18 protein-coding genes are annotated in these 24,183 nt (G+C 73.6%); 7 read left to right on the top strand and 11 right to left on the bottom strand.

Translation table 11 applies throughout. The features are described 5' to 3' along the window. Nucleotides 1–59: 59 nt before the first annotated feature. From ACIRST_RS34190 to pdxH, 5 genes are all read right to left on the bottom strand, one after another. Nucleotides 60–1,247 carry an FxsB family cyclophane-forming radical SAM/SPASM peptide maturase gene (locus ACIRST_RS34190; protein WP_402807351.1) on the bottom strand — a complete coding sequence of 396 codons (1,188 nt, stop codon included), beginning with the start codon at nt 1,245–1,247 and terminating at the stop codon, nt 60–62. A 43-nt stretch (nt 1,248–1,290) separates the two neighbouring features. Then, nucleotides 1,291–5,304: an FxSxx-COOH system tetratricopeptide repeat protein gene (fxsT, locus tag ACIRST_RS34195; RefSeq protein ID WP_402807354.1), complete on the bottom strand. Its 4,014-nt coding sequence runs from the start codon at nt 5,302–5,304 to the stop codon at nt 1,291–1,293. Next, entirely contained in the window at nt 5,294–6,682 is a 1,389-nt protein-coding gene (locus tag ACIRST_RS34200; protein WP_350525105.1) for a TIR-like protein FxsC, read from the bottom strand. Before ACIRST_RS34200 ends, fxsT begins: the two co-directional genes overlap by 11 nt. A gap of 294 nt (nt 6,683–6,976) precedes the next feature. Beyond that, complete coding sequence (gene fxsA / locus ACIRST_RS34205) at nt 6,977–7,168, bottom strand: FxSxx-COOH cyclophane-containing RiPP peptide (protein WP_350525106.1); 192 nt, start codon at nt 7,166–7,168, stop codon at nt 6,977–6,979. A 177-nt stretch (nt 7,169–7,345) separates the two neighbouring features. Beyond that, complete coding sequence (gene pdxH, locus ACIRST_RS34210) at nt 7,346–7,978, bottom strand: pyridoxamine 5'-phosphate oxidase (RefSeq protein ID WP_350525176.1); 633 nt, start codon at nt 7,976–7,978, stop codon at nt 7,346–7,348. A gap of 418 nt (nt 7,979–8,396) precedes the next feature. Between pdxH and ACIRST_RS34215 the strand changes: the two genes are divergently transcribed. Continuing rightward, entirely contained in the window at nt 8,397–9,497 is a 1,101-nt protein-coding gene (locus ACIRST_RS34215; protein ID WP_350525107.1) for a citrate synthase 2, read from the top strand. Nucleotides 9,498–9,647: 150 nt separating this feature from the next. Further along, nucleotides 9,648–10,766 carry a phosphoserine transaminase gene (gene serC, locus ACIRST_RS34220; RefSeq protein ID WP_350525108.1) on the top strand — a complete coding sequence of 373 codons (1,119 nt, stop codon included), beginning with the start codon at nt 9,648–9,650 and terminating at the stop codon, nt 10,764–10,766. Between the two features lie 214 nt (nt 10,767–10,980). Here serC and thpR read toward each other — a convergent pair whose 3' ends face one another. Then, nucleotides 10,981–11,571, bottom strand: coding sequence for an RNA 2',3'-cyclic phosphodiesterase (gene thpR / locus ACIRST_RS34225; RefSeq protein WP_396549427.1), 591 nt, complete (start codon nt 11,569–11,571; stop codon nt 10,981–10,983). Nucleotides 11,572–11,709: 138 nt separating this feature from the next. Here thpR and ACIRST_RS34230 point away from each other — a divergent pair, with 138 nt between their 5' ends. Next, complete coding sequence (locus tag ACIRST_RS34230) at nt 11,710–12,246, top strand: GNAT family N-acetyltransferase (protein WP_402807364.1); 537 nt, start codon at nt 11,710–11,712, stop codon at nt 12,244–12,246. A gap of 138 nt (nt 12,247–12,384) precedes the next feature. Here the strand turns inward: ACIRST_RS34230 and ACIRST_RS34235 are convergent, their stop codons facing one another. Both ACIRST_RS34235 and ACIRST_RS34240 read right to left on the bottom strand, forming a co-directional pair. After that, the gene (locus ACIRST_RS34235) at nt 12,385–13,905 is read right to left on the bottom strand and encodes an MFS transporter (protein ID WP_402807366.1); all 1,521 of its coding nucleotides are present in this window, start codon (nt 13,903–13,905) and stop codon (nt 12,385–12,387) included. Nucleotides 13,906–14,239: 334 nt separating this feature from the next. After that, a complete protein-coding gene (locus ACIRST_RS34240) occupies nt 14,240–14,674 on the bottom strand; it encodes a MarR family winged helix-turn-helix transcriptional regulator (RefSeq protein ID WP_030235202.1) in 435 nt (144 codons plus the stop codon). Nucleotides 14,675–14,799: 125 nt separating this feature from the next. On the opposite strand from ACIRST_RS34240, the gene ACIRST_RS34245 reads away from it, so the two are divergent. Both ACIRST_RS34245 and ACIRST_RS34250 read left to right on the top strand, forming a co-directional pair. Continuing rightward, nucleotides 14,800–15,249, top strand: coding sequence for a VOC family protein (locus ACIRST_RS34245; RefSeq protein WP_350525111.1), 450 nt, complete (start codon nt 14,800–14,802; stop codon nt 15,247–15,249). Between the two features lie 305 nt (nt 15,250–15,554). Further along, nucleotides 15,555–16,385: an MHYT domain-containing protein gene (locus tag ACIRST_RS34250; protein WP_402807370.1), complete on the top strand. Its 831-nt coding sequence runs from the start codon at nt 15,555–15,557 to the stop codon at nt 16,383–16,385. Between the two features lie 81 nt (nt 16,386–16,466). On the opposite strand, the gene ACIRST_RS34255 is transcribed toward ACIRST_RS34250, so the two are convergent. The 3 genes from ACIRST_RS34255 to ACIRST_RS34265 all read right to left on the bottom strand — a co-directional run bounded on the left by ACIRST_RS34255 (nt 16,467) and on the right by ACIRST_RS34265 (nt 21,099). Continuing rightward, nucleotides 16,467–18,179 carry a hydrogenase maturation protein gene (locus tag ACIRST_RS34255; RefSeq protein ID WP_402807372.1) on the bottom strand — a complete coding sequence of 571 codons (1,713 nt, stop codon included), beginning with the start codon at nt 18,177–18,179 and terminating at the stop codon, nt 16,467–16,469. A 258-nt stretch (nt 18,180–18,437) separates the two neighbouring features. Continuing rightward, the gene (locus ACIRST_RS34260; RefSeq protein WP_350525114.1) at nt 18,438–19,361 is read right to left on the bottom strand and encodes a DUF4231 domain-containing protein; all 924 of its coding nucleotides are present in this window, start codon (nt 19,359–19,361) and stop codon (nt 18,438–18,440) included. 277 nt (nt 19,362–19,638) lie between these two features. After that, nucleotides 19,639–21,099, bottom strand: a complete 1,461-nt coding sequence (locus ACIRST_RS34265) for an NCS2 family permease (RefSeq protein ID WP_350525115.1) — start codon at nt 21,097–21,099, stop codon at nt 19,639–19,641. Between the two features lie 228 nt (nt 21,100–21,327). Here ACIRST_RS34265 and ACIRST_RS34270 point away from each other — a divergent pair, with 228 nt between their 5' ends. After that, nucleotides 21,328–21,639, top strand: coding sequence for a DUF2530 domain-containing protein (locus tag ACIRST_RS34270; protein WP_350525116.1), 312 nt, complete (start codon nt 21,328–21,330; stop codon nt 21,637–21,639). Nucleotides 21,640–21,691: 52 nt separating this feature from the next. Next, the gene (locus tag ACIRST_RS34275; protein ID WP_402807377.1) at nt 21,692–24,157 is read left to right on the top strand and encodes an HAD-IC family P-type ATPase; all 2,466 of its coding nucleotides are present in this window, start codon (nt 21,692–21,694) and stop codon (nt 24,155–24,157) included. Nucleotides 24,158–24,183: the final 26 nt, after the last annotated feature.

Consider the following 24,183-nt stretch of genomic DNA (forward strand, 5'->3'; position numbering starts at 1 on the left):
CGGCGCGGCCACCCCGGGAGCCGACCCCGGCCGACCACCCCACCCTCCCGAAAGCCCCCCTACCGAGCCCCGCGCAGCGGACCCCCCACCTCCGCAACCCCCTCCCGCAACCGCCCCGCAATGTGCCGGACCAACCGGTCCAGGTCCGCGCAGTACACCGACGGATGCCCGAACCCGTCACCCGCCCACCGGTGCGCATACAGCCCGCCCCCGCAGACCCGCGCCAGCGGACAGCCCGCGCAGACCGCCCCGAGCCCGGCGAGGCCGCGCTGGCGGGCCCGGAAGGCCGGATGCGCGGCCGCCTCCGTGAAGCCGTGCCGCCACACGTCCAGGCCGGTCGCCGGGGCGCCGTCGTAGGCCGCCTTGAGGCTGTCCGCCTGCTCGACGGTGCCGTCCGCCTCGACCACCACCAGGTCGACCGGCGCCAGCCCGACCGCCTCGCTGGCCGCGCGGCCGCCGAGCAGCAGCACCGCCAACTCCTCGAACAGCCGCACCCCGGTCTCCCGCCGCGGCGCGCCGTACCAGCGGTCGAAGGCGGCGATCAGCCACTGCCCGTACGGCGCCGGTTCCGCACCCGTCGGGGGTGCGCCGGGCGGTGTCCGCGCCTGCAGCCCGGGCGGGGGCGCGAGCCAGGTCCCGTGCGGCAGCAGCAGGTCGAGCCGGGGCGGCGCGAACTCCAGCAGCGCCTCGTAGGTGTCGACCGGGTCCGCCGCCAGGTCGACGACGCACAGCAGCCCGGCGAACAGCTCCCGGTGCCGGGGCGAGCCGAGCAGCCGCACCGCCTCCGCGGTCCGGTCCCAACTTCCCGCGCCGGACGGCAGCCGGCGGTGCCGGTCGTGGTCGGCCCGGGTGCCGTCCAGGGACACCCCGACCGAGACCCGGTACCGGTGCAGCACGTCGAGCAGCGCCGGCTCGTCCAGCAGCCGCAGCCCGTTGGTCTGCAGGCCGAACCGCACCCGCGGCCCGCCGGCCCCCGCGATGCCGCTCAACTCCGCGAGCAGCGCCTCCAGGTGGCCGGCGCCGACGAGCAGCGGCTCGCCGCCGTGCAGCACCACGGACACCTCGTCCAGCCCGTGCTCGGCCGCGTGCTCGGCGATCCGCCGGGCGGTGCGGCGGACCGTCGCCAGCTCCATCCGCCGGGGCCGCCGCCGCCAGCTCTGGTCCGCGCCCTCGTACACGTAGCAGTAGTCGCAGGCGAGGTTGCACCGGCTGTGGATCTTCAGCAGGAACTGCCGGAACGGCACCATGTCCGCGAACCTAGCACCGCCCGGCGGCCCCGCTGACCCCCCGTCACACGTGCGGGGGTTCCACGTCCGAGTCCAGCCGCGACCCGGCCCGCACCGCCACCGTCGTCGGGTGCTCCTCCCCCAGCGTGACCCGCGCCCGCCGGATGCAGTCCTTCCGCAGCTCCTCGGCCCGTTCCGTGTGCCCGACGGTGGCCAGTGACAGCGAGAGGTTGGAGTTGATGCCGATGGAGTCGTAGTGGTCGGGCCCGAGGGCCTCGGTCATCAGCGGCGCGGCCTCCAGTTCCACGTCGAGCGCGGCCTGTGTCTGCCCGGCCAGGGCGAGGTCGTTCGCGTGGTTCATCATCGCGATCGGGATGTAGAGGTGGTGGGCGCCGAGGACGGTCCGGAACTGTGCGAGCGTGCGCCCGGACAGCTCCAGGGCCTCCTGGGTGCGTCCGGCCAGCCGCAGGTAGACGGACAGGTTGTTGGCGCCGGCCAGCGTCACCGGGTGGTCCTCGCCCAGGTAGTCGCGGTACCGCGCCAGCGCCCGTTCGGCCAGCGGGATCGCCCGGGTGGTGTCGCCGAGGGCGTTGAGGTCGCTGGCCAGGTTGGTGGCGGCGGCCAGGGTGTCGGGGTGTTCGGGGCCGTTGATGTCCAGGTAGCGCTGGTAGATGTCCTCGTCGATCTCCAGGGCCTCGTGGTACCGGCCGGCCCGGCGCAGTGCCACGGCGAGGTTCTTGCGGGCGCGCAGGGTGTCGGTGTGGCTGTCGCCGATGGTCTGCTGGTAGATCCGGACGGTCTCCTCCAGCAGGTCCAGGGCCTCCCGCAGCCGCCCGGTCTCGCGCAGGTCGCGGGCGTAGTTGGAGGCGGAGGACAGCGCGTAGAGGCTGTGCGCGCCGAGCGCGTCGCGCTGCTGGAGGTAGTTGCTGCGGTGCCGCTCCAGGGCGGCCCGGCGGTCGCCGGCCAGGTAGTCGGAGACGGCGAGGTTGTTGGTGATCATCAGGGTGCGCGGGTGGTCCGGGCCCAGGGTGCGCCGGGCGGCGTCCAGGGTGCGGCGGTCGAGCGCTCGGGCCTCGTCGTAGCGGCCGAGGAAGCGCAGGTCGGCGCCGAGGCTGTTGGCGACGGCGAGGGTGTGCGAGTGCTCGGGGCCGAGGGTCGCGGTGAAGCGCTCCAGGATGTCCCGGTCCATCTCGTACGCCTCCTGGAGGGCGCCCTGGGAGCGGCGGATGTTGCTCAGCTGGGTGCGCAGCATGAGGGTCTGGGCGTCGTTGTCGACGTCGAAGTCGGGCCCGCCGTAGCCGTCCTGGCGCCAGTGCTCCAGGGTCCGCTCGGCCAGTTCCCGGCCGGACTCGTGCAGGCTGCGCTTCCACTGGTAGCGGACCGAGTCGATGATCCACTGCCGGACGTCCTCGTCGGCGCTGTCGACGGCCCCGGACGGCCAGAGGTGGGGCAGCAGTTCGGCGTACTCGGCCCAGTTGGCGGGCACGTCCGGGTCGCCGGGGTTGGCGGTGGCGAGCGCGGCGTGGACGACGCCGCGCAGCTCGGCCCGCCGCTCCTCCTCGACCTGGTCCCGGAGCACGGCCTGGACCAGTCGGTGCACGGTGATGGTCTCGCTGCCCTGGTCGGTGCGGGCGAGCCCGAACCGGTTGATGGCGCGCAGGAACTCGCCGATCGCGAGCTTGTCGCGGGGCGCGCGCGGGGGCAACCGCAGGGCGCGGGTGACGGCTCGGCTGTAGAGCAGCCGCATCGGGATGGCGTCGGGGCCGAAGAAGGCGCAGATCTCCAGGATCTGGGCGGCCGGGGCGTTCATCCGGCGGAGTTCCTCGACCGAGATGCGCCAGGTCGCGGCGGCCGAGTGCGGGTAGTCGGCGGTCCGCAGCCGGGTGCGCTCCAGCATCTCGGTGAGCTCCTCGTCGAGGAGTTCGAGGTAGGTGGCGATCGGCATCGACGTCTCCTGGAGCCAGACGGCGGCCTGGCCGACGGCGAGCGGGAGGTCGCCGAGGCGCTGCGCGACCTGGTCGGCGTCCTCCGGCGAGACGCCGCTGTTGAAGCGGCGCAGCAGCCGGACGCTCTCCTCGCGGAGGAAGACGTCGACCTCCACCAGGCCGGCGTGCCGGGCCCAGCCCTGGTTGCGGGAGGTGATCAGCACGTGCCCGCCGGAGGAGCCGGCCGGCTGCCAGGGGGCGAGCTCCTCGGGGGTGCCGGCGTTGTCGAAGACGAGCAGCCAGCGGCGGTACGGCTGGCCGCGGCGCAGCGCGTCGAGGACGGCGGCGGCGGTGTGTGCGACGTCGTCGCTGGTGGGCACGCCGAGCCGGGGGGCGAGTTCGGCGAGCTTCTGCGGGATGTTGGCGGGCTCCTCGGCGGGCACCCACCAGACCACGTCGTACGCGGCCTTGAAGCGGTGCGCGTACTCGGCCGCGATCTGGGACTTGCCCGCGCCGCCGAAGCCGTAGAGCACCTGGCTGAGCACGGCGGCCGGGCCGCCGGTGAAGCGGTTGCGGAGCAGTTCGAGCAGCTTGCCGCGGCCGATGAAGGCGGCGTTGCGCGACGGCGCGTCCTGGACTTGCGGGGCGGTGCCGGGGAACCGCGCGGGCGCGATGATCTCGCCGCTGTCGGTGTCGAGTTGGCGGTTGCTGCCGGGCGGCGGGCCGAGTTCGCCGTACAGCTGGGACTCGGCGCCCGCCGCGGAGGAGCGGACCAGGTCCGGCGCGGACTGCCCGGCGAACGGGCGGGGCACCGGCTCGTCCGAGTCCTGCAGCCGCAGTGCGACCAACGCCGGTGAACCGGAGGCGAGTTCGCGGCCCTGCAGGAGCTGCCAGACCTCGGCGGCGCGGGGCAGCGCGGTGTACTCGGGCGAGAGCAGGGCGAGCAGCCGGCCCTGGCCTTCGAGCGGCCCGGCGACCTCCGGCGGCCGGGGGCCGGTGTGCGGCTCGGCGGCGTTGTGCAGGGAGGTCTGGTAGCCGAAGCGGGTGAGGGTCCCCGCGGCCCACTCGGCCCACATCCGGTCCTCGGGCGCGTAGCTGACGAAGACCTGCCGCGGCACCACGCGGGCGGAGCGCAGGTAGGCGCCGTAGAGCCGGCGGCGGGTGTCGGCGGTGAGCGGGCGCAGGGTGCGGACCCGCCCGTCGGTGATCCAACCGGCCAGTCGTTCGAAGGCGTTGAGCAGGCTGCGGGCCTCCTGCGGCCGGTCGGCGACGGTGGCCGGCACCTCCTCGTAGGCGTAGAACGGCTTGTACGGCACCTCGACGTCGGCCCAGTAGCCGGCCCGGCGGTCGCCGGAGAGCCAGCGGCCGAGGTAGGGCGCGAAGGCCTCACGGGCGTAGTCCCGGCCGGCCTCCAGGCGTTCCTGTTCGGCGTCCTCGACCCGCATCGGCACCGGCAGCACCCGGATCGCCCGTTCCTCGGCCTCGGCGATGGCACGGGCGGCGTCGACGCCGCCGCGGATGTTCTGGGCGCTGAAGGTGAAGCAGTCCACGACGGTGTCGGGCATCAGGACGGTGCAGATGCCGGAGGTGTCGCTGACGCCGGTACGGCTGTCGATGAGCACGTAGTCGTACCGGCGGGCCCAGCGTTCGCGCAGTTCGCGCAGGAACTCGCCGCCGCGGATGTCCCGGCCGTGGTAGAAGCTGCGCCAGTTGAAGCTGGTGACGGCCGCGGCGTAGGCGGCGTTCTGCCGGCCGGCGGGCAGGAAGTCGAGCCGGCCGCCCGGCGGCAGGTCGAGGGCGAGGCCGCAGAGGTAGCCGTCGAGGCGCCCGGGCTCGTCCAGCCAGGCGGCCGGGGGGAGGCCGACCGGCCCGGTGGCGGAGGGCAGCGCCTGCTTCACGTAGGAGCGCAGCAGGTCGATCAGGCCGTCGGTGGAGTGCAGTTCGGGGTCCACCAGGAGCGGGTGGTAGTACCGGTGGAGGCCGGGTGCCTCCAGGTCCCAGTCGACGACCAGGACGCGCAGGCCCCGGCTGGCGAGGATCCAGCCGACGTTGGCCAGGGCCATGGTGCGGCCGGTGCCGCCCTTGAAGGAGTAGAACGTGACGACCGAACCCGGTCCGCCGCGCTCCAGCTCTGCGCCGGGCTCAGTGGTCATCGTCCGTGTCTCCCCTCAGCGGGACAGCGTTGTCCTTGCCACGACTCTGGTGCGGGAGGTCCCTGCGGCCCTGGTTCCGGTCGAAGCGCGCGGGCGGGACCGGGCGGGGCCCCGGCGGGCCGGCGGGGATGGACAACCCGGGCATGGCCGGGCCGCCGCCGAAGCCGAAGGCGTCACCGCCATCGTCCCCCCAATCCAAGTTGTCGTCCATGAGCTTGTTCTGGGCGACCGTCACCATGATGGTGAGGTCGTTGTCGAAGCTCTCCCGGCTCACGTTGACCCGGAACAAGTGCTCCATGTCGCCCCGGCGCAGCCAGTTGCGCCGGAACACGTCGCGCACGCCCGTCCACAGCACGTCGCGCTCCGGCCCGTCGGCCGGGTCGGAGCTGCCGGTGGGCACCATCACGCCGGTGACGGGGTGGTTCTGGTCGTCGTACTCGCGCAGCGCGGAGCGGTAGCGCGGGCCGCCGGCCACCCACGGGTCCACCAGGAGGATGCTGACCTGGCTGTCCTCGCGGGCCTGGTCGAGTTTCCCGCCGAGCCCGCCGTCGACCTCCTCCAGCGTGGTGGTGTGCCCGGCGGCGGTGATCACCTGCTGGGCGCGCGCCGCCAGCGAGGGGTGGGTCGGCGGATGGTAGGGCGCCCAGTGCCAGGGCTTGGCCCCGTACCAGCCGCCCGCGTACGAGCCGCCCTCGGCGGCGGCCTCCGAGGCCCGCCCGGCCGCGATGAACAGCCGCACCATGCCGGGGACGGAGACCGCCTCGGGAGCCGCGGGGGGCGGGAAGTAGCCGCGCACCGCGCCGAGGTCGAACTCGGGCAGTTCGCCGAGCCGGCGCGCGGCCGCGTCCCGGATCCGCTCGGCGACCACCCGCACGACCTGCTCGTACGCCCCGCTCTGCGCGGTGCGCAGCAGGGCCCGCAGGCCGTGCCGGGCGTAGGCCTCGCCCATGTCCGGCTGGGCCCACTGGATCTTGTTCACCTCGTCGGCCAACTCGCCGGGCACGACGGGCTCCCAGAGCACCGGGATCAGCGCCGAGACGAGCTCCCCGGTGTCCTCGTGGTGGCGCCGGACCCGGCCGCGGAAGGCGGTCCACTCCTTGCCGCAGTAGAGGCTGGTGAAGTACGCCGGCGAGTAGAGCGCGATCATGGTGCGGCTGCGGCCCAGCATCATCGCCAGCTTCTCGGCCCAGTCGTCGCCGAGCCGCAGCTGCTCGGTGTCGCGGTAGGCGAGCTCCTCCGCGCGGACGCCCGTCCCGACCAGCCGGCCGAGTTCGTCGCGCAGGTCGTTGAAGAACTGGTTGACGAAGGCGTCCTCGGCCTCGAAGTCACGACGCGCGTAGCTGAAGAAGAAGTACGGCCGTTGCTGGTCCTGCTCCATCACCTGTTCCCCCCGTGCCCGACGGTGCCGCGACGGCGCTGGTTTCATACCCCAGCATGTCGTGAACTCCACCAGTGGCGCTGGCGAGTTGGCGGATCCAGCGGCCGACGGGGGTTTAGCCGGTGGTCAGGCGCACGCCCGCAGCCGGGAGCGCTCCGGCGCCCGGGGGCGCACCGGCGGGAGCGCGGGCGCGCAGAAGGGATCACCGGCACCGGACGGGGCACGCGGGCGCCGGGGCCGCGCCACCGGGCCCCGACTGTCGGGCCACCGGCCGAGCGGCCACCGGTCGAGCGGCTACCGGTCGAGCGACGACTGGAAGGCGGCGAGCGGCTCCGCCCCGGGCGTCAGGGCGTCCGCGACCACCCGGCGCAGCAGGTCGCCCAGGACGGTGTCGGGCAGGGCGTCGAGCTCGTCGAGCGGCAGGGCGGCGACGTCGACCAGGTCAGAGCCGAGTCCAGCGGCGGTTTCCGCACCGGTGACGCCCATCAGTCCCTCACTCGATCGTGCCGGCACAGCGCGTTGCTGGCCGGATGTACATCGACCCAGGTCCGCGTCGGGCATCCTACACCCGAGGTGTGACGGGGTGTCAGTTGTCCACCACCGCCGCGCCCGGGCCGACCCGGTCGGCCCAGGGGGCGCGCGCAGCGCTCGCGCCCGCCGCCCTCACGGGCAGAGCCGCTCCACCCGCCAGCCCGTCGGGCTCGCCGGGTCGGCGAGGTAGCGGAGGCGGTCGTGGAGGCGGTTCTCGCGCCCCTGCCAGAACTCGACGCTCTCCGGGACGACCCGGTACCCGCCCCAGAAGGGTGGGACGGGCACGCCCTCGCCCTCGGGGTAGCGGCGCTCCAGTTCGGCGTAGCGCTGTTCGAGGACCTCGCGACCGCCGACGGGGCTGGACTGCTCGCTGGCCCAGGCGCCCAGCTGGGAGCCGTGCGGGCGGGTGCGGAAGTAGGCGGCGGTCTCGTCCCGGCCGACCTTCTCCACCCGGCCCTGGACGATCACCTGGCGGGCCAGCGCGATCCACGGGAAGAGCAGCGCGGCGTGCGGGTTGGCGGCGAGTTCGGAGCCCTTGCGGGAGCCGTAGTTGGTGAAGAACACGAAGCCGCGCGCGTCGTAGCCCTTGAGCAGGACGGTGCGCGAGCTGGGCCGCCCCGCGGCGTCGGCGGTGGAGAGCACCATCGCGTTGGGCTCGGTCACCCCGGCGTCGTCCGCCTCGTGGAACCAGCGGGTGAACTGGCCGATCGGCTCGGGCGCGAGCTGCTCCTCGACCAAGCCCTCGTGGACGTAGTGCTTGCGCATCACGGTGAGGTCCGGGCCGGGGCGGGCCTCGTCGGCCGGGGTCCGGGTGACGGGGCTCGGGGGCGTCGACTGGGCGCGTTCCGGGGTCTGCACGCCAACATCATCCCGTACGACAAGCAACCGGCACCGCTACCTCCGGACAAACCCCGGTCGGAGATAAGGTGACTCGCCACCGCTTGGCCGCCCGTCGTACGGGGAATTGTCCGGAACCGGGTGTTCGGTTCCGGTCGTCTCCCGGGCACGACCGACCCTCGACGGAAAAGTCAAGCGGGCCCGCGGCAAACATCACCACGGTGGTGTATGGCGCAATGCACCCCGTGCCTGTCACTCTGGCACCGAGTGCCAACCACGATTCGGTCACTGGTGTGCCCGCCCCACCACGGCGGGGCGCCGATCGCAGAACTGAAGGAGCCGTCGCATGTCCGATTTCGTACCCGGGCTTGAGGGAGTCGTCGCGTTCGAGAGCGAGATCGCCGAGCCCGACCGTGAAGGCGGCGCCCTGCGGTACCGCGGTGTCGACATCGACGACCTGGTCGGCAACGTCTCCTTCGGCCACGTGTGGGGCCTGCTGGTGGACGGCAAGTTCAACCCCGGCCTCCCGGCCGCCGAGCCGTTCCCGATCCCGGTCCACTCCGGCGACATCCGGGTCGACGTGCAGTCCGCGCTCGCCATGCTCGCCCCGGTCTGGGGCCTCAAGCCGCTGCTGGACATCTCCGCCGAGCAGGCCCGCGACGACCTCGCCCGCGCCGCCGTGATGGCACTGTCCTACGTCGCCCAGTCCGCCCGCGGCCAGGGCCTGCCGATGGTCCCGCAGAGCGAGATCGACAAGGCCGAGACGGTCGTCGAGCGGTTCATGATCCGCTGGCGCGGCGAGCCGGACCCGAAGCACGTCAAGGCCGTCGACGCCTACTGGACCTCGGCCGCCGAGCACGGCATGAACGCCTCCACCTTCACCGCCCGGGTCATCGCCTCCACCGGCGCCGACGTCGCGGCCGCGCTCTCCGGTGCGGTCGGCGCGATGTCCGGCCCGCTGCACGGCGGCGCGCCCTCCCGCGTGCTCGGCATGATCGAGGAGATCGAGCGCACCGGCGACGCCACCGCGTGGGTCAAGAACGCCCTGGACAAGGGCGAGCGCCTGATGGGCTTCGGCCACCGCGTCTACCGCGCCGAGGACCCGCGCGCCCGCGTGCTGCGCCGCACCGCCAAGGAGCTCGGCGCGCCGCGCTTCGAGGTCGCCGAGGCCCTGGAGAAGGCCGCGCTGGAGGAGCTGCACAACCGCCGCCCGGACCGCGTGCTGGCCACCAACGTCGAGTTCTGGGCCGCCATCATGCTGGACTTCGCCGAGGTCCCGGCCCACATGTTCACCTCGATGTTCACCTGCGCCCGCACCGCCGGCTGGTCGGCGCACATCCTGGAGCAGAAGCGCACGGGTCGGCTCGTGCGCCCCTCCGCGCGCTACGTCGGCCCCGGCCCGCGCCGCCCCGAGGAGATCGAGGGCTGGGACGCCATCGCCCGCTGACCACCCCGGACGAGTGTCCGCGCACGGCCCCTGACCAGCGGGTCCGGCTTCCGGCCGGGCCCGCTGTCGGCATCCCGGGCAGCGAAGATCACAGTCTCAGCGGGCGGACGACCGTACCCCCGCGGAGCCCGCCGCCGGTAGGCTGCGCGCGTGGCTCAGATCCAGATCCCCGCTGACATCAAGCCCGCAGACGGCCGTTTCGGCTGCGGACCGTCCAAGGTGCGCCCCGAGGCCCTCAGTGCCCTCGCCGCCACCCAGACCTCCCTGCTCGGCACCTCCCACCGCCAGGCCCCGGTCAAGAACCTGGTCAAGCGCGTGCGCGAGGGCGTGAGCAGCCTCTTCTCGCTGCCGGAGGACTACCAGGTCGTCCTCGGCAACGGCGGCTCCACCGCCTTCTGGGACATCGCCGCCTTCGGCCTGGTGCGGGAGAAGTCCCAGCACCTGGACTTCGGCGAGTTCTCCTCGAAGTTCGGCTCCTCGGTCAAGGCGGCCCCGTGGCTCGCCGAGCCGAGCGTGATCAAGACCGCCCCGGGCACCCACCCGCTGCCGGTCGCCGAGGCCGGCGTGGACGTCTACGGACTCACCCACAACGAGACCTCGACCGGCGTCGCGATGCCGATCAAGCGCCCGGCCGGCGCCGACGAGGGCTCGCTGGTCCTGGTGGACGCCACCTCGGGCGCCGGCGGCCTGCCGGTGGACATCACCGAGACCGACGTCTACTACTTCGCCCCGCAGAAGTCCTTCGCCTCCGAGGGCGGCCTGTGGCTGGCCACCTTCTCCCCGGCCGCCCTGGAGCGCGCCGCCGAGATCGCCGCCTCCGGCCGCTACATCCCGCCGTTCTTCTCGCTGCCGACGGCCATCGACAACTCGTCGAAGGACCAGACGTACAACACCCCGTCGATCTCCACGCTGTTCCTGCTGGCCGACCAGCTGGAGTGGCTGAACGGCAACGGCGGGCTCGACTGGGCAGTCGCCCGCACCGCCGACTCCTCGTCCCGGCTGTACTCCTGGGCCGAGAAGTCCTCCTTCGCCACCCCGTTCGTGGCGAACCCGGCCGAGCGCTCCCAGGTGGTCGGCACCATCGACTTCGACGAGTCGGTGGACGCCGCCGCGGTCGCCAAGGCACTGCGTGCCAACGGCATCGTGGACACCGAGCCGTACCGCAAGCTGGGCCGCAACCAGCTGCGCATCGCGATGTTCCCGGCGATCGACCCGGCGGACGTCGAGGCGCTCACCCAGTGCATCGACTACGTGGTCGAGCAGCTCTGAGCACCCCGCTGAGGCATGCGTGAGGGCCACCGCCCACCCGGGCGGTGGCCCTCACGGCCGTTCCGGCCTACTTGCCGGCCAGTGAGCTGATCAGCACGACGACCAGCAGCAGCACCAGGGTGCCGGAGACGATGCGCATACGAGTCTTGGGGTCCACGGTCAACGAGCGTACCTCCGTCGCACGCCCGACCGGACGGCGAGGCCGCCCGGGGCCTCAGCACCAGTCCGCGAGGGGCCAGGAACCCAGCGACTCGTAGTGCGCGGAACCGCCGTCCAGGTCGCTCTTCATCAGGTGCAGCTCGGCGGCCTCCCACTCCGGCCCCCGGTAGTCCGCCAGCGCCGCCGCCAGGCCGTCCAGCTCGGCCGCGGCGACCCGCTGGACGGCCCGCCGGTGGCCGCGCGAGGAGCCCGCCCGGGCGAGCGTGAGGTGCGGGTGGAAGGCGAAGGTGTCGGCCGACTGCCCGACCACCTCGGCGGTGGCCTCGGTGACGGCGTCGGCCAGCCGGCGCAGCGCCCAGGTCTGCCCCTCGATGCCGGCCCAGAGCACGCGGTCCCCGAACCGCCCGGCGCCCGCGATCCGCAGCCGGTGCACCGGATGGAGCTCGGCGACGCCGGCCAGGCCCGCCGACAGCGCCGGCAGCCACTCGGCGGGCACCTCGCCGAGGAAGGCCAGGGTCAGGTGCCAGCCCTCGGCCGTGGTCCAGCGCAGCCGGTCCGCCCCGGGCAGCCCGCGCACCGGCGCGACGGCGTCGGAGAGCCCCTGCAGTGCCGCGACAGGCGGGAGCACCGCCACGAAAAGCCTCATGCCGCCATTCTCCCGTTCCGCGCGGGCCGGCGCGTGGGCGCGTTCCGGCGGCGCGGGGCCCCGGCCCGCCCGCGGGCTGCCGGAACGGCCCCCCGGCCGGGGCTTCCGGCGCCCGCGGCTTTGGGCTAGAACGGTTCCATGATCGATTCCAGTGGCATGAAGATCCGCACCGGAGGTCCGGAGGACATCCCCGACATCCTCGCCCTGCTCGACGGCGCCGTGGCCTGGCTGGCCGCCCGGGGCCGCACCGGCCAGTGGGGCGACCAGCCGTTCAGCACCACGCCCACCCGGGTCGAGCACATCGAGCAGTACGGCCGCGAGCCGTTCCTGATCCGCCTCGCCGTCGACGACGAGGGCCGTACGGTCGGCTCGTGCGTGCTCTCCGAGGTGCGCGGCACGTACATCCCCGCGGTGGACGAGCGCGAGCTGTTCGTCCGCAACCTGGTCACCGACCGCACCCGCAAGGGCTCGGGCATCGGCGCCGCGCTGATCGCCGACGCCGTCGAGGAGGCCCGCCGGCGCGGCATCGGCCTGCTGCGGGTGGACTGCTACGGCGGCGGCGACCGCAGGCTGGTCGCGCAGTACCGGGCGCTCGGCTTCACCGAGACCGAGAGCTTCGAGGTCGAGCAGCCGAACGGCGTCTGGCCCGGCCAGGTCCTCGCCATCCGGCTCTGACCCGACGAGTCCGGCTCCGACGCCGCGGACCCCCGGGGGCGAGAGCCCTCGGGGGTCCGCGGCGCATCGGACGACGCACCGGGCGACGCACCCGACGGTGCGCCAGGCGACGCGCGGGACGACGTGCCCGACGACGCGTCAGCAGGCCGCAGCCAGCTCCGACTTGCGCGCCACGCCGGTCCGCGGCACGACGGCCACCACCCGGCCGCCACGCCCCGGGTGCAGGTCGAAGCGCACCCGCAGGTCCGCGCTGCGGGCCAGCACCAGGCCGACCGTCGCGGCCGCCAGCGCGGACACCAGCCCGCAGGCCAGCAGACCGAGCCGGGGCCCGTACGAGGCGGTCACCCAGCCGACGATCGGGGCGCCGATCGGCGTGCCGCCGGTGAAGACCAGCACCAGCAGGCCCATCACCCGGCCGCGCATCTCGGGGTCGGTGGCCAGCTGCAGCGTGGAGTTGACCGAGGTGTTGAAGCTCAGCCCGAACACCCCGATCAGCATCAGCAGCAGCGCGAAGGTCCAGTAGTCGGGCGCGAAGGCCGCGACCACCTCCAGCGCGCCGAAGGCCAGGGCCGCCCCGACCAGCCGCCGCAGTCTCGGCGCGCCCCGACGGGCGGCGAGCAGCGCGCCGGCCAGCGAGCCGACCGCCATCGCGGTGTTCAGCAGGCCGTACTGGCCGGCGCCGACCTTGAAGGTGTCGTACGCGAAGCCGGAGAGCAGCGTCGGGAAGTTGAAGCCGAAGGTCCCGATGAATCCGGCCAGCACCATCGGCCAGAGCAGTTCGGGCCGCTCCTTCACGTACCGCAGGCCCTCGCGCAGCTGCCCCTTCTCGCGGGCGATCGGCTCGGTCGGGCGCAGTTCGCTCTCGCGCATCGCGAGCAGCCCGCCGATCACGGCGGCGAAGGACAGCGCGTTGACGGCGAAGGCCCAGCCGCTGCCGACCGCGGCGATCAGCAGACCCGCGACGGCGGGGCCGACCAGGCGGGCGGTCTGGAAGTTGGCGGCGTTCAGGCTGACGGCGTTGGCGAGGTCCTTGGGCCCGACCATCTCGGAGACGAAGGCCTGCCGGGTCGGGTTGTCCACCACGGTGACCAGGCCGAGCAGCAGCGCGAAGGCGTACACGTAGTACGGCGTCACCACGCCGCCGATGGTCAGCACGGCGAGGCCGGCGGCCAGCAGGCCCATCGCGCCCTGGGTGTGGATCAGCAGCCGGCGCTTGGGCATCCGGTCGGCGAGCACGCCGCCGAACAGGCCGAGCAGCAGCATCGGCAGGAACTGCATGGCGGTGGTGATGCCGACCGCGAGCGGGCTGCCGGTGAGGCTCAGCACCAGCCAGTCCTGGGCGATCCGCTGCATCCAGGTACCGGTGTTGGACACCACCTGGCCGGCGAAGTAGTAGCGGTAGTTGCGAACGCGCAGGGAGGAGAACATCCCCCCGGGCCTGGTGAAGCCGGCGCCTGTGGGGGACGAGGCCGCAGGGGTGCGGCCCTGAGCGGCGGGGTCCGCCGCGGTGCGTTCGTCGGGGTCGTCGTCGCCGCTGCCGGGCAGCCCCGTGGGGGCGGGTGCCTGGGCGTCGGCTGCCGCGGCGCTCGCCGCGGAGGGGTCGGTGGTCGGGTCGTCGGTACGGATGGCGGCGGCGCTGGCTGCGGCCGGCGGTGTCACTGTGGTCTCCCCTCGCGGCGGGGGGGGGGGGGGGGGGGGGGGGGGGGGGGGGGGGGGGGGGGGGGGGGGGGGGGGGGGGGGGGGGGGGGGGGGGGGCGGGCGGGGGCCGGGGGGGGGGGGGGGGGGGGCGGGGTGGGGGGGGGGGTCGGGCCGTGGGGCGGGGGGGCGGCGGCGGTGGCGGCGGCGGGGGGGGGCCGGGGGCGCGCCGGGGGGGGGGGCGCGCCGGGGGGGGGGCCCGCCCCGCTCCTGGTGTCGGTGGTCGGTCCTGCGGTGATGCGGGCTCCTTCTCCTCCCGGCCGGCGAGCCGGGTTCGGTGTGCCTTGAGGTGTTCGAGCTACAGGTGGGCGAGCTTGTAGAGCACGGGCGCGGCCTCCCGGAGGACGGCCCACTCCTCCTCGTCGAGCCCTTGGGCGAGCTCGGCGAGCCAGACGTTTCGGCGCCGACGACTCTCCGCGAGGATCGTCTCGGCCTGCTCGGTGCTGCTGACGACCACCTGTCGGCGGTCCTCGGGGTGCGGCTCCCGCCGCACCAGCCCCTTCTCCTCCAGCATCGCGACGATCCTGGTCATCGAAGGAGGCTGCACGTGCTCCTTCCGGGCGAGCTCACCCGGCGTCGCCTTTCCGCACCGGGCGAGGGTGCCCAGCACTCCCATCTCGGTGGGACTCAGCGACTCCTCCACCCGCTGGTGTTTGAGTCGTCGGGAGAGGCGCATCGTGGACGACCGCAGCTGACTGATCGCTGCGAGGTCCTGCTCGGACATCTCGGGCATCTCTTTAGACTACGTCATTACCCTCGCTAAAGAAAATCGGGTTCCCGCCGCCGCGCCGGAGCATCGGCCCGGTGACATATTGGTCATGGGCCTCAGGTCTCGACTCCCAGAAGGGCCGACCAGTCATGTCCGACCTCGTCTCCGAGCAGTCCGCGCCGTCCTCGCAGGCCACGCCGTCCGCGTCGGCCGAGCAGGGCGCACCGGGCGACACCGGGTTCGCCCGGCTCGCCATGGTCACCATCGACTGCGCCGACCCGGTCGCGCTGGCGTCGTTCTACGGCGAGCTGCTGGGCTGGGAGACGCGGCACGTGGACGAGCACTTCGCGATCCTGGACAACCCGGAGGGCGGCAGCCCGCTGGGCTTCGGGCGGGTGCAGGGGTACCGGCCGGAGCCGTGGACGGAGCCGGACGGGAGCAAGCACTTCCACCTGGACTTCTACGTGGACGACCTGGAGGAGTCCACGGCGAAGGCGCTCGCGCTGGGGGCGACCCAGCCCGCGTACCAGCACGGGCGCACGCTCAAGGTGCTGATCGACCCGGCCGGCCACCCGTTCGGGCTAGCACCCTTGGAGTAAGGCACGAACGGGTCCGGGGAGCGTGCGCAGGCGGTGTCAGGGGTTGGTGCCAAGATCATGCAGGCACCGTAAAGGTCCATCCTGACCTGGGATTTCACGAAAAGCACGAACGTTGTGCGAGCGCCCGGCAGTGGCTACTGTCCCCCGTTGTCAGGGGCACCACACGCCAGGTCTCCCCTCGGCGGACCCCGTTTCCCCGTTCCCGTGCGTCCCCGTGCCGGTTTCCGCGCGCCCTTCCCGGCCGCCCCGGCCGACCGCGTCCGCCCCGACCCTGGCGCCCTCAACCCCTCGTCCAGGGAGCTCAATTGGGTGAGATCCACCATGCCGACCACGGCTGGGTGACACCGGCGGTCTCGTACTTCGTCGCCTGCCTCGGGGCCTTCGTGGCCCTGCGCAGCGCCCGCTGGGCGCTCGTCTCGAAGGGCCGCACCCGGGCCGTCTGGCTGCTCTTCGCGTCGACCTCGCTCGGCGCCGGGATCTGGTCCATGCACTTCATCGCGATGCTCGGCTTCTCGGTGACCGGCGTCGAGATCAGCTACCAGCCCGGACTGACCGTGCTCAGCCTGCTGGTCGCCGTCCTCGTGGTCGGCGTCGGCCTCTTCACCGTCGGGTACTGGCGCCGACGGCCCGCGCTGGCGCTGCTGGTCGGCGGGCTGACCACCGGCCTCGGGGTCGCCGCGATGCACTACCTGGGCATGGCCGCGATGGTCCTGCCCGGCCGGCTCGGCTACGACCACCGGACGGTGGCGCTCTCGGTCGCCATCGCCGTGGTCGCGGCGACGGCCGCGCTCTGGGCCGCCCTGAACATCCGGGGCACGCTCGCCGTGCTGGCGGCGGCGCCGGTGATGGGCGTGGCGGTCTGCGCGATGCACTACACGGGCATGGCGGCGCTGTCGGTCCAGGTGGACTTCTCGCACTCCACCCAGGACGGCGTGATGGCGCTGCAGTTCATCTTCCCGCTCGGGGTCGGGCTCGGCTGCTACGTGTTCTTCGGCTCGCTGGCCTTCGCCGTCTCCCCGAGCCGCCCCACCTCGCAGCCCCTGCTGGCCGGCCCGGCCGCCCCGCTGCCGCCGCGGGCGCCCCGGACTCGCCGGGTCCCGCAGCAGCGGCCCGCCGGGGCCGGCGTCCGGCGCTGAGCGCGGGCGGGATCACGAACGGACGCCCGGCCGGGCCCCACCCCGGCCGGGCGTCGTCGTACGGGCACGACGCCGGACCGTCTACTCCGGCCGCCCCAGCAGCCCCGCCACGTGCTCCGGGGTCGCCACCGGGCAGACCTTGTGCACGAAGTCCTGCCGCAGCCGGTGGTACGGCTCGCCGGCCCGGTAGAAGTTGGCGTGCATCCGCCGCAGTTCCTCGGCCCGGTACTCGGCGAGCGGCTTGGTGTCCTCGTCGGCGGCGCGTCGGCGCTTCTTGTCCACCAACCGCCCGGTGAGCTCGGGCGAGGCGGCGATCCGGGCCGCCTCCCGGGCCACCCAGCGTCGGAAGCCCGCCGCGTCCCCGCCGGCCGTACGGTCCACCAGGCCGATCCGGCGGGCGTGCTCGGCCCCGACCGGCAGCGCCTCGGCGGTGAGCCGCTCGGCCTGCTCGGCGCCGACCCGGTTCGGCAGGGTGTACGTCCAATACTCGGAGCCGTACAGGCCCATCAGGCGGTAGTGCGGGTTGAGCACCGCCGAGTCGCGGCACCACACCTCGTCCGCGGCGAGCGCCATCATCAGCCCGCCGGCCGCCGCGTTCCCGGCGAGGGCCGCGACGGTGAACTTGTCGGTGGTGGTGAGGACGGCTTCGACGAGGTCGTCCATCGCGTTGATGTTCTCCCAGGACTCCAGCGCCGGGAAGGCCGCGCCCTGGATGACGTTGAGCTGGATCCCGTTGGAGTAGAAGTCCCGGGGCGCGCCGAGCACCAGCACCGAGGTGGGCCGGTCGGCCGCCTCCCGGTAGGCGGCCAGCAGCCGGCGGCACTGCTCGGTGCTCATCGCCCCGCCCGGGAAGGCGAATTCGAGGTGGCCGACCTCGCCCTCCTCGCGGTAGCGCAGCTCCGACCAGGTGTCGCGGCGGGCCGCCGCCGCCGGGCTCACCGGCACCTCGCGGACCCGGTACAGCTCGTCGGTGAGCACCGTCGCGGCCGGCAGCTTGAAGGTGGCGGGCCCGCCGGGGGTGCGGCGCGGGCGCAGCTGCGGGATCCACACCGCGCCGTCCACGGTGGCCCGGCAGATCGCGCCGTCCCGGGTGGCCAGCACGGCGCCGGGCACCGGGCCGCGCAGCTCGTCCTCGGGGTGGCCGCCGTGCAGGAAGAACTCGCGGCCGTACAGCTCGTCCAGTACCCCGGGCTGGGAGTCGGCGGCGCGCAGCTTGCGCAGCACGGTGGCGGTGTCGTCCTGCTCCCAGTCGATCCGGCGCGCGTCCTGCCGCAGGAGGGGCCGCGGCTCGCCGTGTACGTCGGGCCGGCCGTAGTCCAGCGGTTCGGGGGTGAAGAGCCCGCCCTCGTAGCGCTGGACGGCCAGCAGGACGGCCTCCACGGCGGCGTCGGCGAGCTCGCCGCGGTACAGCTCGCTCTTGCCGCAGTCGGGGACGGGGAAGTCGACGGACGCCCAGATGTCACCGGCGTCCATCTCCTCGACGGCCTGCAGCACGGTGACGCCCCAGCGCTCCGCGCCCTCGGTGATCGCCCAGTCCAGCGAGGAGGGGCCGCGGTCGCCGGTGGGCCCCGGGTGCACGATCAGGACGGTCCGGGTGGACCAGATGTCCTGCGGGACGGCCTTGGTCAGCATCGGGCACAGGATCAGCTCGGGATCGGTCCGGGCCACCCCCTCCCGCATCTGCTCGTCGCCGAGCGCGAGTTGGACGGCGACCTGGTGGCCGCGCTCGCGCAGCTCGGTGTGGACGCGCTGGGTCAGGCTGTTGAACGCACTGGCGATCAGGAGAATGCGCAAGGGGGGCCTCCGGCGGTACAGGGGTCGCGCGGAGGCGATGAAACCAGGGCATGGACACGTAACGATTACGGTCCGTACCTCGGCGCTCTACCCTCACGCACCCCGCACACCTGTGGTCCCGGCGTGGCCCGCGCTTCGCGGTATCTCCCCAGTCCCTTCTCCGAGTTGGACTGGCGCGCACCCGGCCCGCAGGCACCACCGGGCCCACCGCGGGCCCGACCCGCGCCTGCGCCCGGCGGGGCCCGGCCCGCGCCCGGCCTACTTCGGGAACGCCCGGCGGGCCCGCCAGGTGGTGTGCTCGCGGGAGACCGCGTCCTCCGCCTCGGCCGCCAGCCGCGCCCAGCGCGCCTCGGCGTCCGGCGCCCGGACGTCCAGGTCCGAGAGCTGGTTGCCGACGTTCTCCAGCTCGCGCGCGGCCAGCTGGTACGCGGCGGCGAGCGGGCGGAGCTGCTTGAGCTGCGTCCAGGCGATGATCGCCGCGGCCGCTGCCGAGCTCGCTCCGAAGACGTGCACCTGCAGCGCGCCGGTGGCCTGGGCGATGGCGGCGGCCGCACCGAGGATGATCAGCACCGCGATGCCGAGCCCCCAGGAGACCGCCTGCGAGTCGCAGGCCTCGGCCCGGGAGCGGTACCAGGTGCGCTGCCCCTCGACCCGGGTGCGCAGGTAGAACGTGCGCCGGGCGGTCAGGCTCTCGGCGCGCAGCCGCCGCATCTCCGGGGTGATCTCGGCGACGGTGTCGGGCGGCACGATCTCCGGGTCCTCGAAGGCCCGCAGCACGTCCTCGACCTGCAGCAGGTACCCGCGGTCCACGTCCGCGGACTCCGCCTCGCCGTCGAACGGGCGGGCCCGGACGGTGTACTTCCAGGCCAGCGTCTTGACCGACTCGGCCGCCGCCCTGGCCTCGTACCAGCGCCCCTGCGGGTTGCTGCGGCGCAGCCGGGACCAGAAGTAGCCGGCCACCAGGAAGGCGGCCACCGAGAACAGCGGCCAGACGTCGAAGTCGCCGTCGTGGTCCGGGCCGGGGAACGACCCGATCATCGCGGCGATCACCAGCATGGCGATCAGGCCGCGGTACCAGCGCAGCGTCTCGCGCTGGCCGTCCAGCGAGGCCTTGTCCGCCGTCCGGAACAGCTCCGGCAGCAGCTGCGCCTCGACACCCCCGGGCGGATCCTGTTGCACCATCGGTCGAGTCCCCTCCCCCTTCTCCGTCCAGCCAGTATTCCCACCGCCAACTGGGCTACACGGGCGCCTTTTTGACACCTTCCGACAGTCGGCCGATACCCGACCTCCGGGTCGCGCGCGCACCGACCCGCCCGCGGAACCGATACGGCCGCCCGCGGAACGGATGCGCCTTGCCCGCGGACGGGCACGGCCCGGCCCCGGAACGGGCGCGGCCCCGCACCCGGGTGGGTGCGGGGCCGCACCCGGGTGGGTGCGGGGCCGCGCGGGCCGGTCGGCGTCAGAGCAGGCCGAAGGCCGGCATCAGGTAGTAGAAGGCGAACACCGCCGCCACCGCGTACAGCGGGGCCGGCACGCTGCGGCCGCGGCCGACGGCCAGGCGCAGGATGCAGAAGGTGATGAAGCCGAAGCCGATGCCGTTGGTGATGCTGTAGGTGAACGGCATCATGATCATGGTCAGGAAGGCCGGGATCGCGATCGTGTAGTCGGCCCAGTCGATCTCCTTGACCGAGTTGGCCAGGATCAGGAAGCCGACGGTGACCAGCGCCGGGGTGGCGGCCTGGGCGGGGACCATGGTGGCGAGCGGGGTGAGGAAGAGCGCCACCACGAAGAGCAGGCCGGTGACGATCGAGGCGAAGCCGGTGCGGGCGCCCTCGCCGACGCCGGCGGTGGACTCGACGAAGCAGGTGTTGGCGGAGGCGGAGGTGGCGCCGCCGGCCGCGGTGGCGATGCCGTCGACCATGAGGATCCGGTTGATGCCGGGCAGGTCGCCCTTCTCGTCCAGCAGGTGGGCCTCGTCGGCGACGCCGAGGATGGTGCCCATCGCGTCGAAGAAGCACGACATCAGCACGGTGAAGACGAACAGCACGCCGGTCAGCACGCCGACCTTCTCGAAGCCGCCGAACAGGCTCACCTTGCCGACCAGCCCGAAGTCCGGGGCGGCGACCGGGTTGCCCGGCCAGGTCGGGACGGTGAGGCCCCACTTCATCGCCGGGACGTCGGCCACCTTGTCGATCACCAGGGCGAGCACGGTGGAGGCCGCGATGCTGATCAGGATCGCGCCGGGCACCTTGCGGATCACCAGGATCAGGGTGAGCAGCAGGCCGACGACGAAGACCAGCACCGGGAAGCCGAGCAGGTGCCCGTTGCCCCCGAGCTGCAGCGGGACGGTGGTGTGCGCGGCGTCCGGGACGCGGCTGACGAAGCCGGAGTCGACCAGGCCGACCAGGCTGATGAACAGGCCGATGCCGATCGCGATGGCCTTGCGCAGACCGAGCGGGACGGCGTTCATGACCCGCTCGCGCAGACCGGTGGCGACCAGCAGCATGATCGCGAAGCCGGCCAGCACGACCATGCCCATGGCGTCCGGCCAGGTCATCTTCGGGGCCAGCTGGAGCGCCACGATGGTGTTGACGCCGAGGCCGGCGGCCAGGCCGATCGGGACGTTGCCGATCACGCCCATCAGCAGGGTGGTGAGACCCGCGGTGAGGGCGGTGGCGGTGACCAGCTGGGCGCTGTCCAGGTGGGCCCCGGTCACGTCCGTGGCGCTGGCCAGGATGATCGGGTTGAGCACCAGGATGTACGCCATGGTGAAGAAGGTGGCGACACCACCGCGGATCTCGCGCGGCAGGGTGGAGCCGCGCTCGCTGATCCGGAAGTAGCGGTCGACCGCGCCGGTGGGGGGCTGGGGCGCGGCGTCGGCGGGTTCGGGCGACTCGGTGGTCGGCTGGACCACAGGCATGCGTGCGTCCTCTGTGGGGGAGCTGAGGAGGGGGGTCGACGCCCGGGGCGACGGTGGCCGGGCTGAGACCTTTAAGTATGGTTTCCAGGTCGCACACGCGCTATCTTCGCGCGTAGAGCGCGAGTAGGGCGCGAGTAGGGCGCGAGTAGGGCGCGGGCAGGGCACAGCCGGGCCCGCGGGAAGCCTCCACGACGGCGGCCGGCCCCCGCCGCACCGTACGCTTGCCCCATGCCCAAGACGCCGCTGCACCCCTCGCCCCCTCCGCTGGAGGCCAACGACGTCGCCATCGTCGGCGGCGGCACGGTGCTGTGGTTCGTCGCCTTCCTCGCCCTGCTCCCCTTCCAGGGCACGCTCTCCGAGCACGGCCACGGCACCTGGCCCTGGATCTGCCTGTCCGGCGGACTGCTCGGCCTGATCGGCCTCTGGTACTGCCGCGCCCGGCGGGACGCGATCGCCCGCAGCCGCGCCGCCGGGGCGGCCGGCACCACCGAACGCGCGACGGACGGCAACGGTCAGGACCCGGCCACCCGGTCGGACTGAATAGTCCTTTAGTAGCACGCATCGGACATAAGGCGCCCGTAGAGTCGGTGCCATGACGCAGCCTGCGCAGCCAGCTGACGAGCAGCCGACCGGTGGAGAGCGCCGGGACGGCGCCCACCCCCTCGGGCTGCTGCCCGGCCGGCTCGGCGGTCTGACCGGCGCCGAGGTGGCCGAGCGGGTCGCGAAGGGGCAGGTCAACGACGTCCCGGTCCGGTCCAGCCGCACCACCCGGGAGATCGTCCGGGCCAACGTCTTCACCCGCTTCAACGCGATCATCGGCGTGATGTTCGGGATCATCCTGGTCGTCGGGCCGATCCAGGACGGCCTGTTCGGCCTGGTCATCGTCGCCAACACGGCCATCGGCATCATCCAGGAGCTGCGCGCCAAGAAGACCCTGGACAGCCTGGCGCTGATCGGCGAGGCACGCCCGCAGGTCCGCCGGGACGGCGCCGCCCGGCAGATCGGCGTCTCCGAGATCGTCCTCGACGACACCGTGCTGCTCGGCATCGGCGACAAGGTGATCGTGGACGGCGAGGTCACCGAGGCGGACGGCCTGGAGATCGACGAGTCGCTGCTCACCGGCGAGCCCGATCCCGTGCTCAAGCAGCCCGGCGACCAGGTGATGTCCGGCAGCTTCGTGGTGGCCGGCGCGGGCGCCTTCACCGCCACCAGGGTCGGCCGCGAGGCGTACGCGGCGCAGCTCGCCGAGGAGGCCAGCAAGTTCACCCTGGTGAAGTCCGAGCTGCGCAGCGGCATCGACAGCATCCTGCGGTTCATCACCTACCTGCTGATCCCCACCGCGATCGGCCTGATCATCAGCCAGCTGGCCGTCGAGGGCCGGGACTGGCGCGAGGCCGTGCGGCGGATGGTGGCCGGGATCGTCCCGATGGTCCCCGAGGGGCTGGTGCTGCTGACCTCGGTGGCCTTCGCGATCGGGGTGATCCGGCTCGGCCGCAAGCAGTGCCTGGTCCAGGAGCTCCCGGCGATCGAGGGCCTGGCCCGGGTCGACACCGTCTGCCTGGACAAGACCGGCACCCTCACCGAGGGCGGCATGGACGTGATCGACCTGCGGGTGCTCTCGAACGGGGAGCCCGCCGCCGTCGACAAGGAGACCGTCAAGCGCGCGCTCGCCGTGATGGCCGGCGCCGACGCCCGCCCCAACCCGTCCATGCAGGCGGTCATCGACGCGTACGGGCGCGGCGAGGACACCGCCGGCGGGGGGAACGGCGGCGACGGCTGGCGGGTGATCGAGGCGATGCCCTTCTCGTCCGCCCGCAAGTGGAGCGGCGTCCAGCTGCTGGAGCCGCAGGGCGGCGAGGCCAGCTGGCTGCTCGGCGCGCCCGACGTGCTGCTGCCCGCCGGGCACCCGGCACTGGCCGAGGTGGACGAACTGGGTGCGCGGGGCCTGCGGGTGCTGCTGCTGGGCCGGACGCCCGCACCGCTGGACTCCCCCGATCCGGCGGCCGGGCTCGCCCCGCTCGCGCTGGTGGTGCTGCAGCAGCGGCTGCGCGGCGATGCCGCCGAGACCCTGCGGTACTTCGAGGGCCAGCAGGTCCGGGCCAAGGTCATCTCGGGCGACGCGGCGGTCTCGGTCGGCGCGGTGGCCGGCCACCTGGGCCTGCCCGGCGCCGACCAGCCGCTGGACGCCCGCACCCTGCCCGCGGACCCGGAGGAGCTCGCCGAGACCGCCGACCGGACGAGCGTCTTCGGCCGGGTCACCCCGCAGCAGAAGCGCCTGCTGGTCGGGGCGCTGCAGTCCCGCGGCCACACCGTGGCGATGACCGGCGACGGCGTCAACGACGTGCTGGCGCTCAAGGACGCCGACATCGGCGTGGCGATGGGCACCGGCTCCGACGCGACCAAGGCGGTCGCCCAGATCGTGCTGCTGAACGACTCCTTCGCGACCCTGCCGTCGGTGGTCGCCGAGGGCCGCCGGGTGATCGGCAACATCGAGCGGGTGGCGTCGCTGTTCCTGGTGAAGACGGTCTACTCGGTGCTCCTGGCGCTGCTGGTGATCTTCACCCACTCGCCGTACCCGTTCCTGCCCCGGCATTCCACCCTGCTGTCCTCGCTGACCATCGGCATCCCGGCGTTCTTCCTGGCGCTCGCCCCCAACAACGAGCGGGCCCGCACCGGTTTCGTGAAGCGCGTGCTGCGGCTGGCGATCCCCGGCGGCATCATCGCCGGCACGGGCACCTTCGTCGCCTACACGCTCGCCCGCACCGACCACGCGACCGACCTCAAGGCCGACACCAGCGTGGCCACCCTGACGCTCTTCCTGATCGCCATCTGGGTCCTCGCCATCGTCGCCCGCCCGTACACCTGGTGGCGGCTGCTGCTGATCGGCTGCATGGGCGGCGCGTTCGCGCTGGTCCTGGTGGTCCCCGCCCTGTCCGACTTCTTCGAGCTCTCCCTGGCCGGCACCCGCGACCCGCTGATCGGCGTCGCCATCGCGGTGGTCTGCGGCATCGCCCTGGAGATCACCTGGCGCTACATGAAGCGCCACGGCCTGGAGTGATCGGCACGAGGCGGGCGGCACGAGGC

The organism is Kitasatospora sp. NPDC101447 (assembly GCF_044767225.1).
Taxonomy (GTDB): Bacteria; Actinomycetota; Actinomycetes; order Streptomycetales; family Streptomycetaceae; genus Kitasatospora.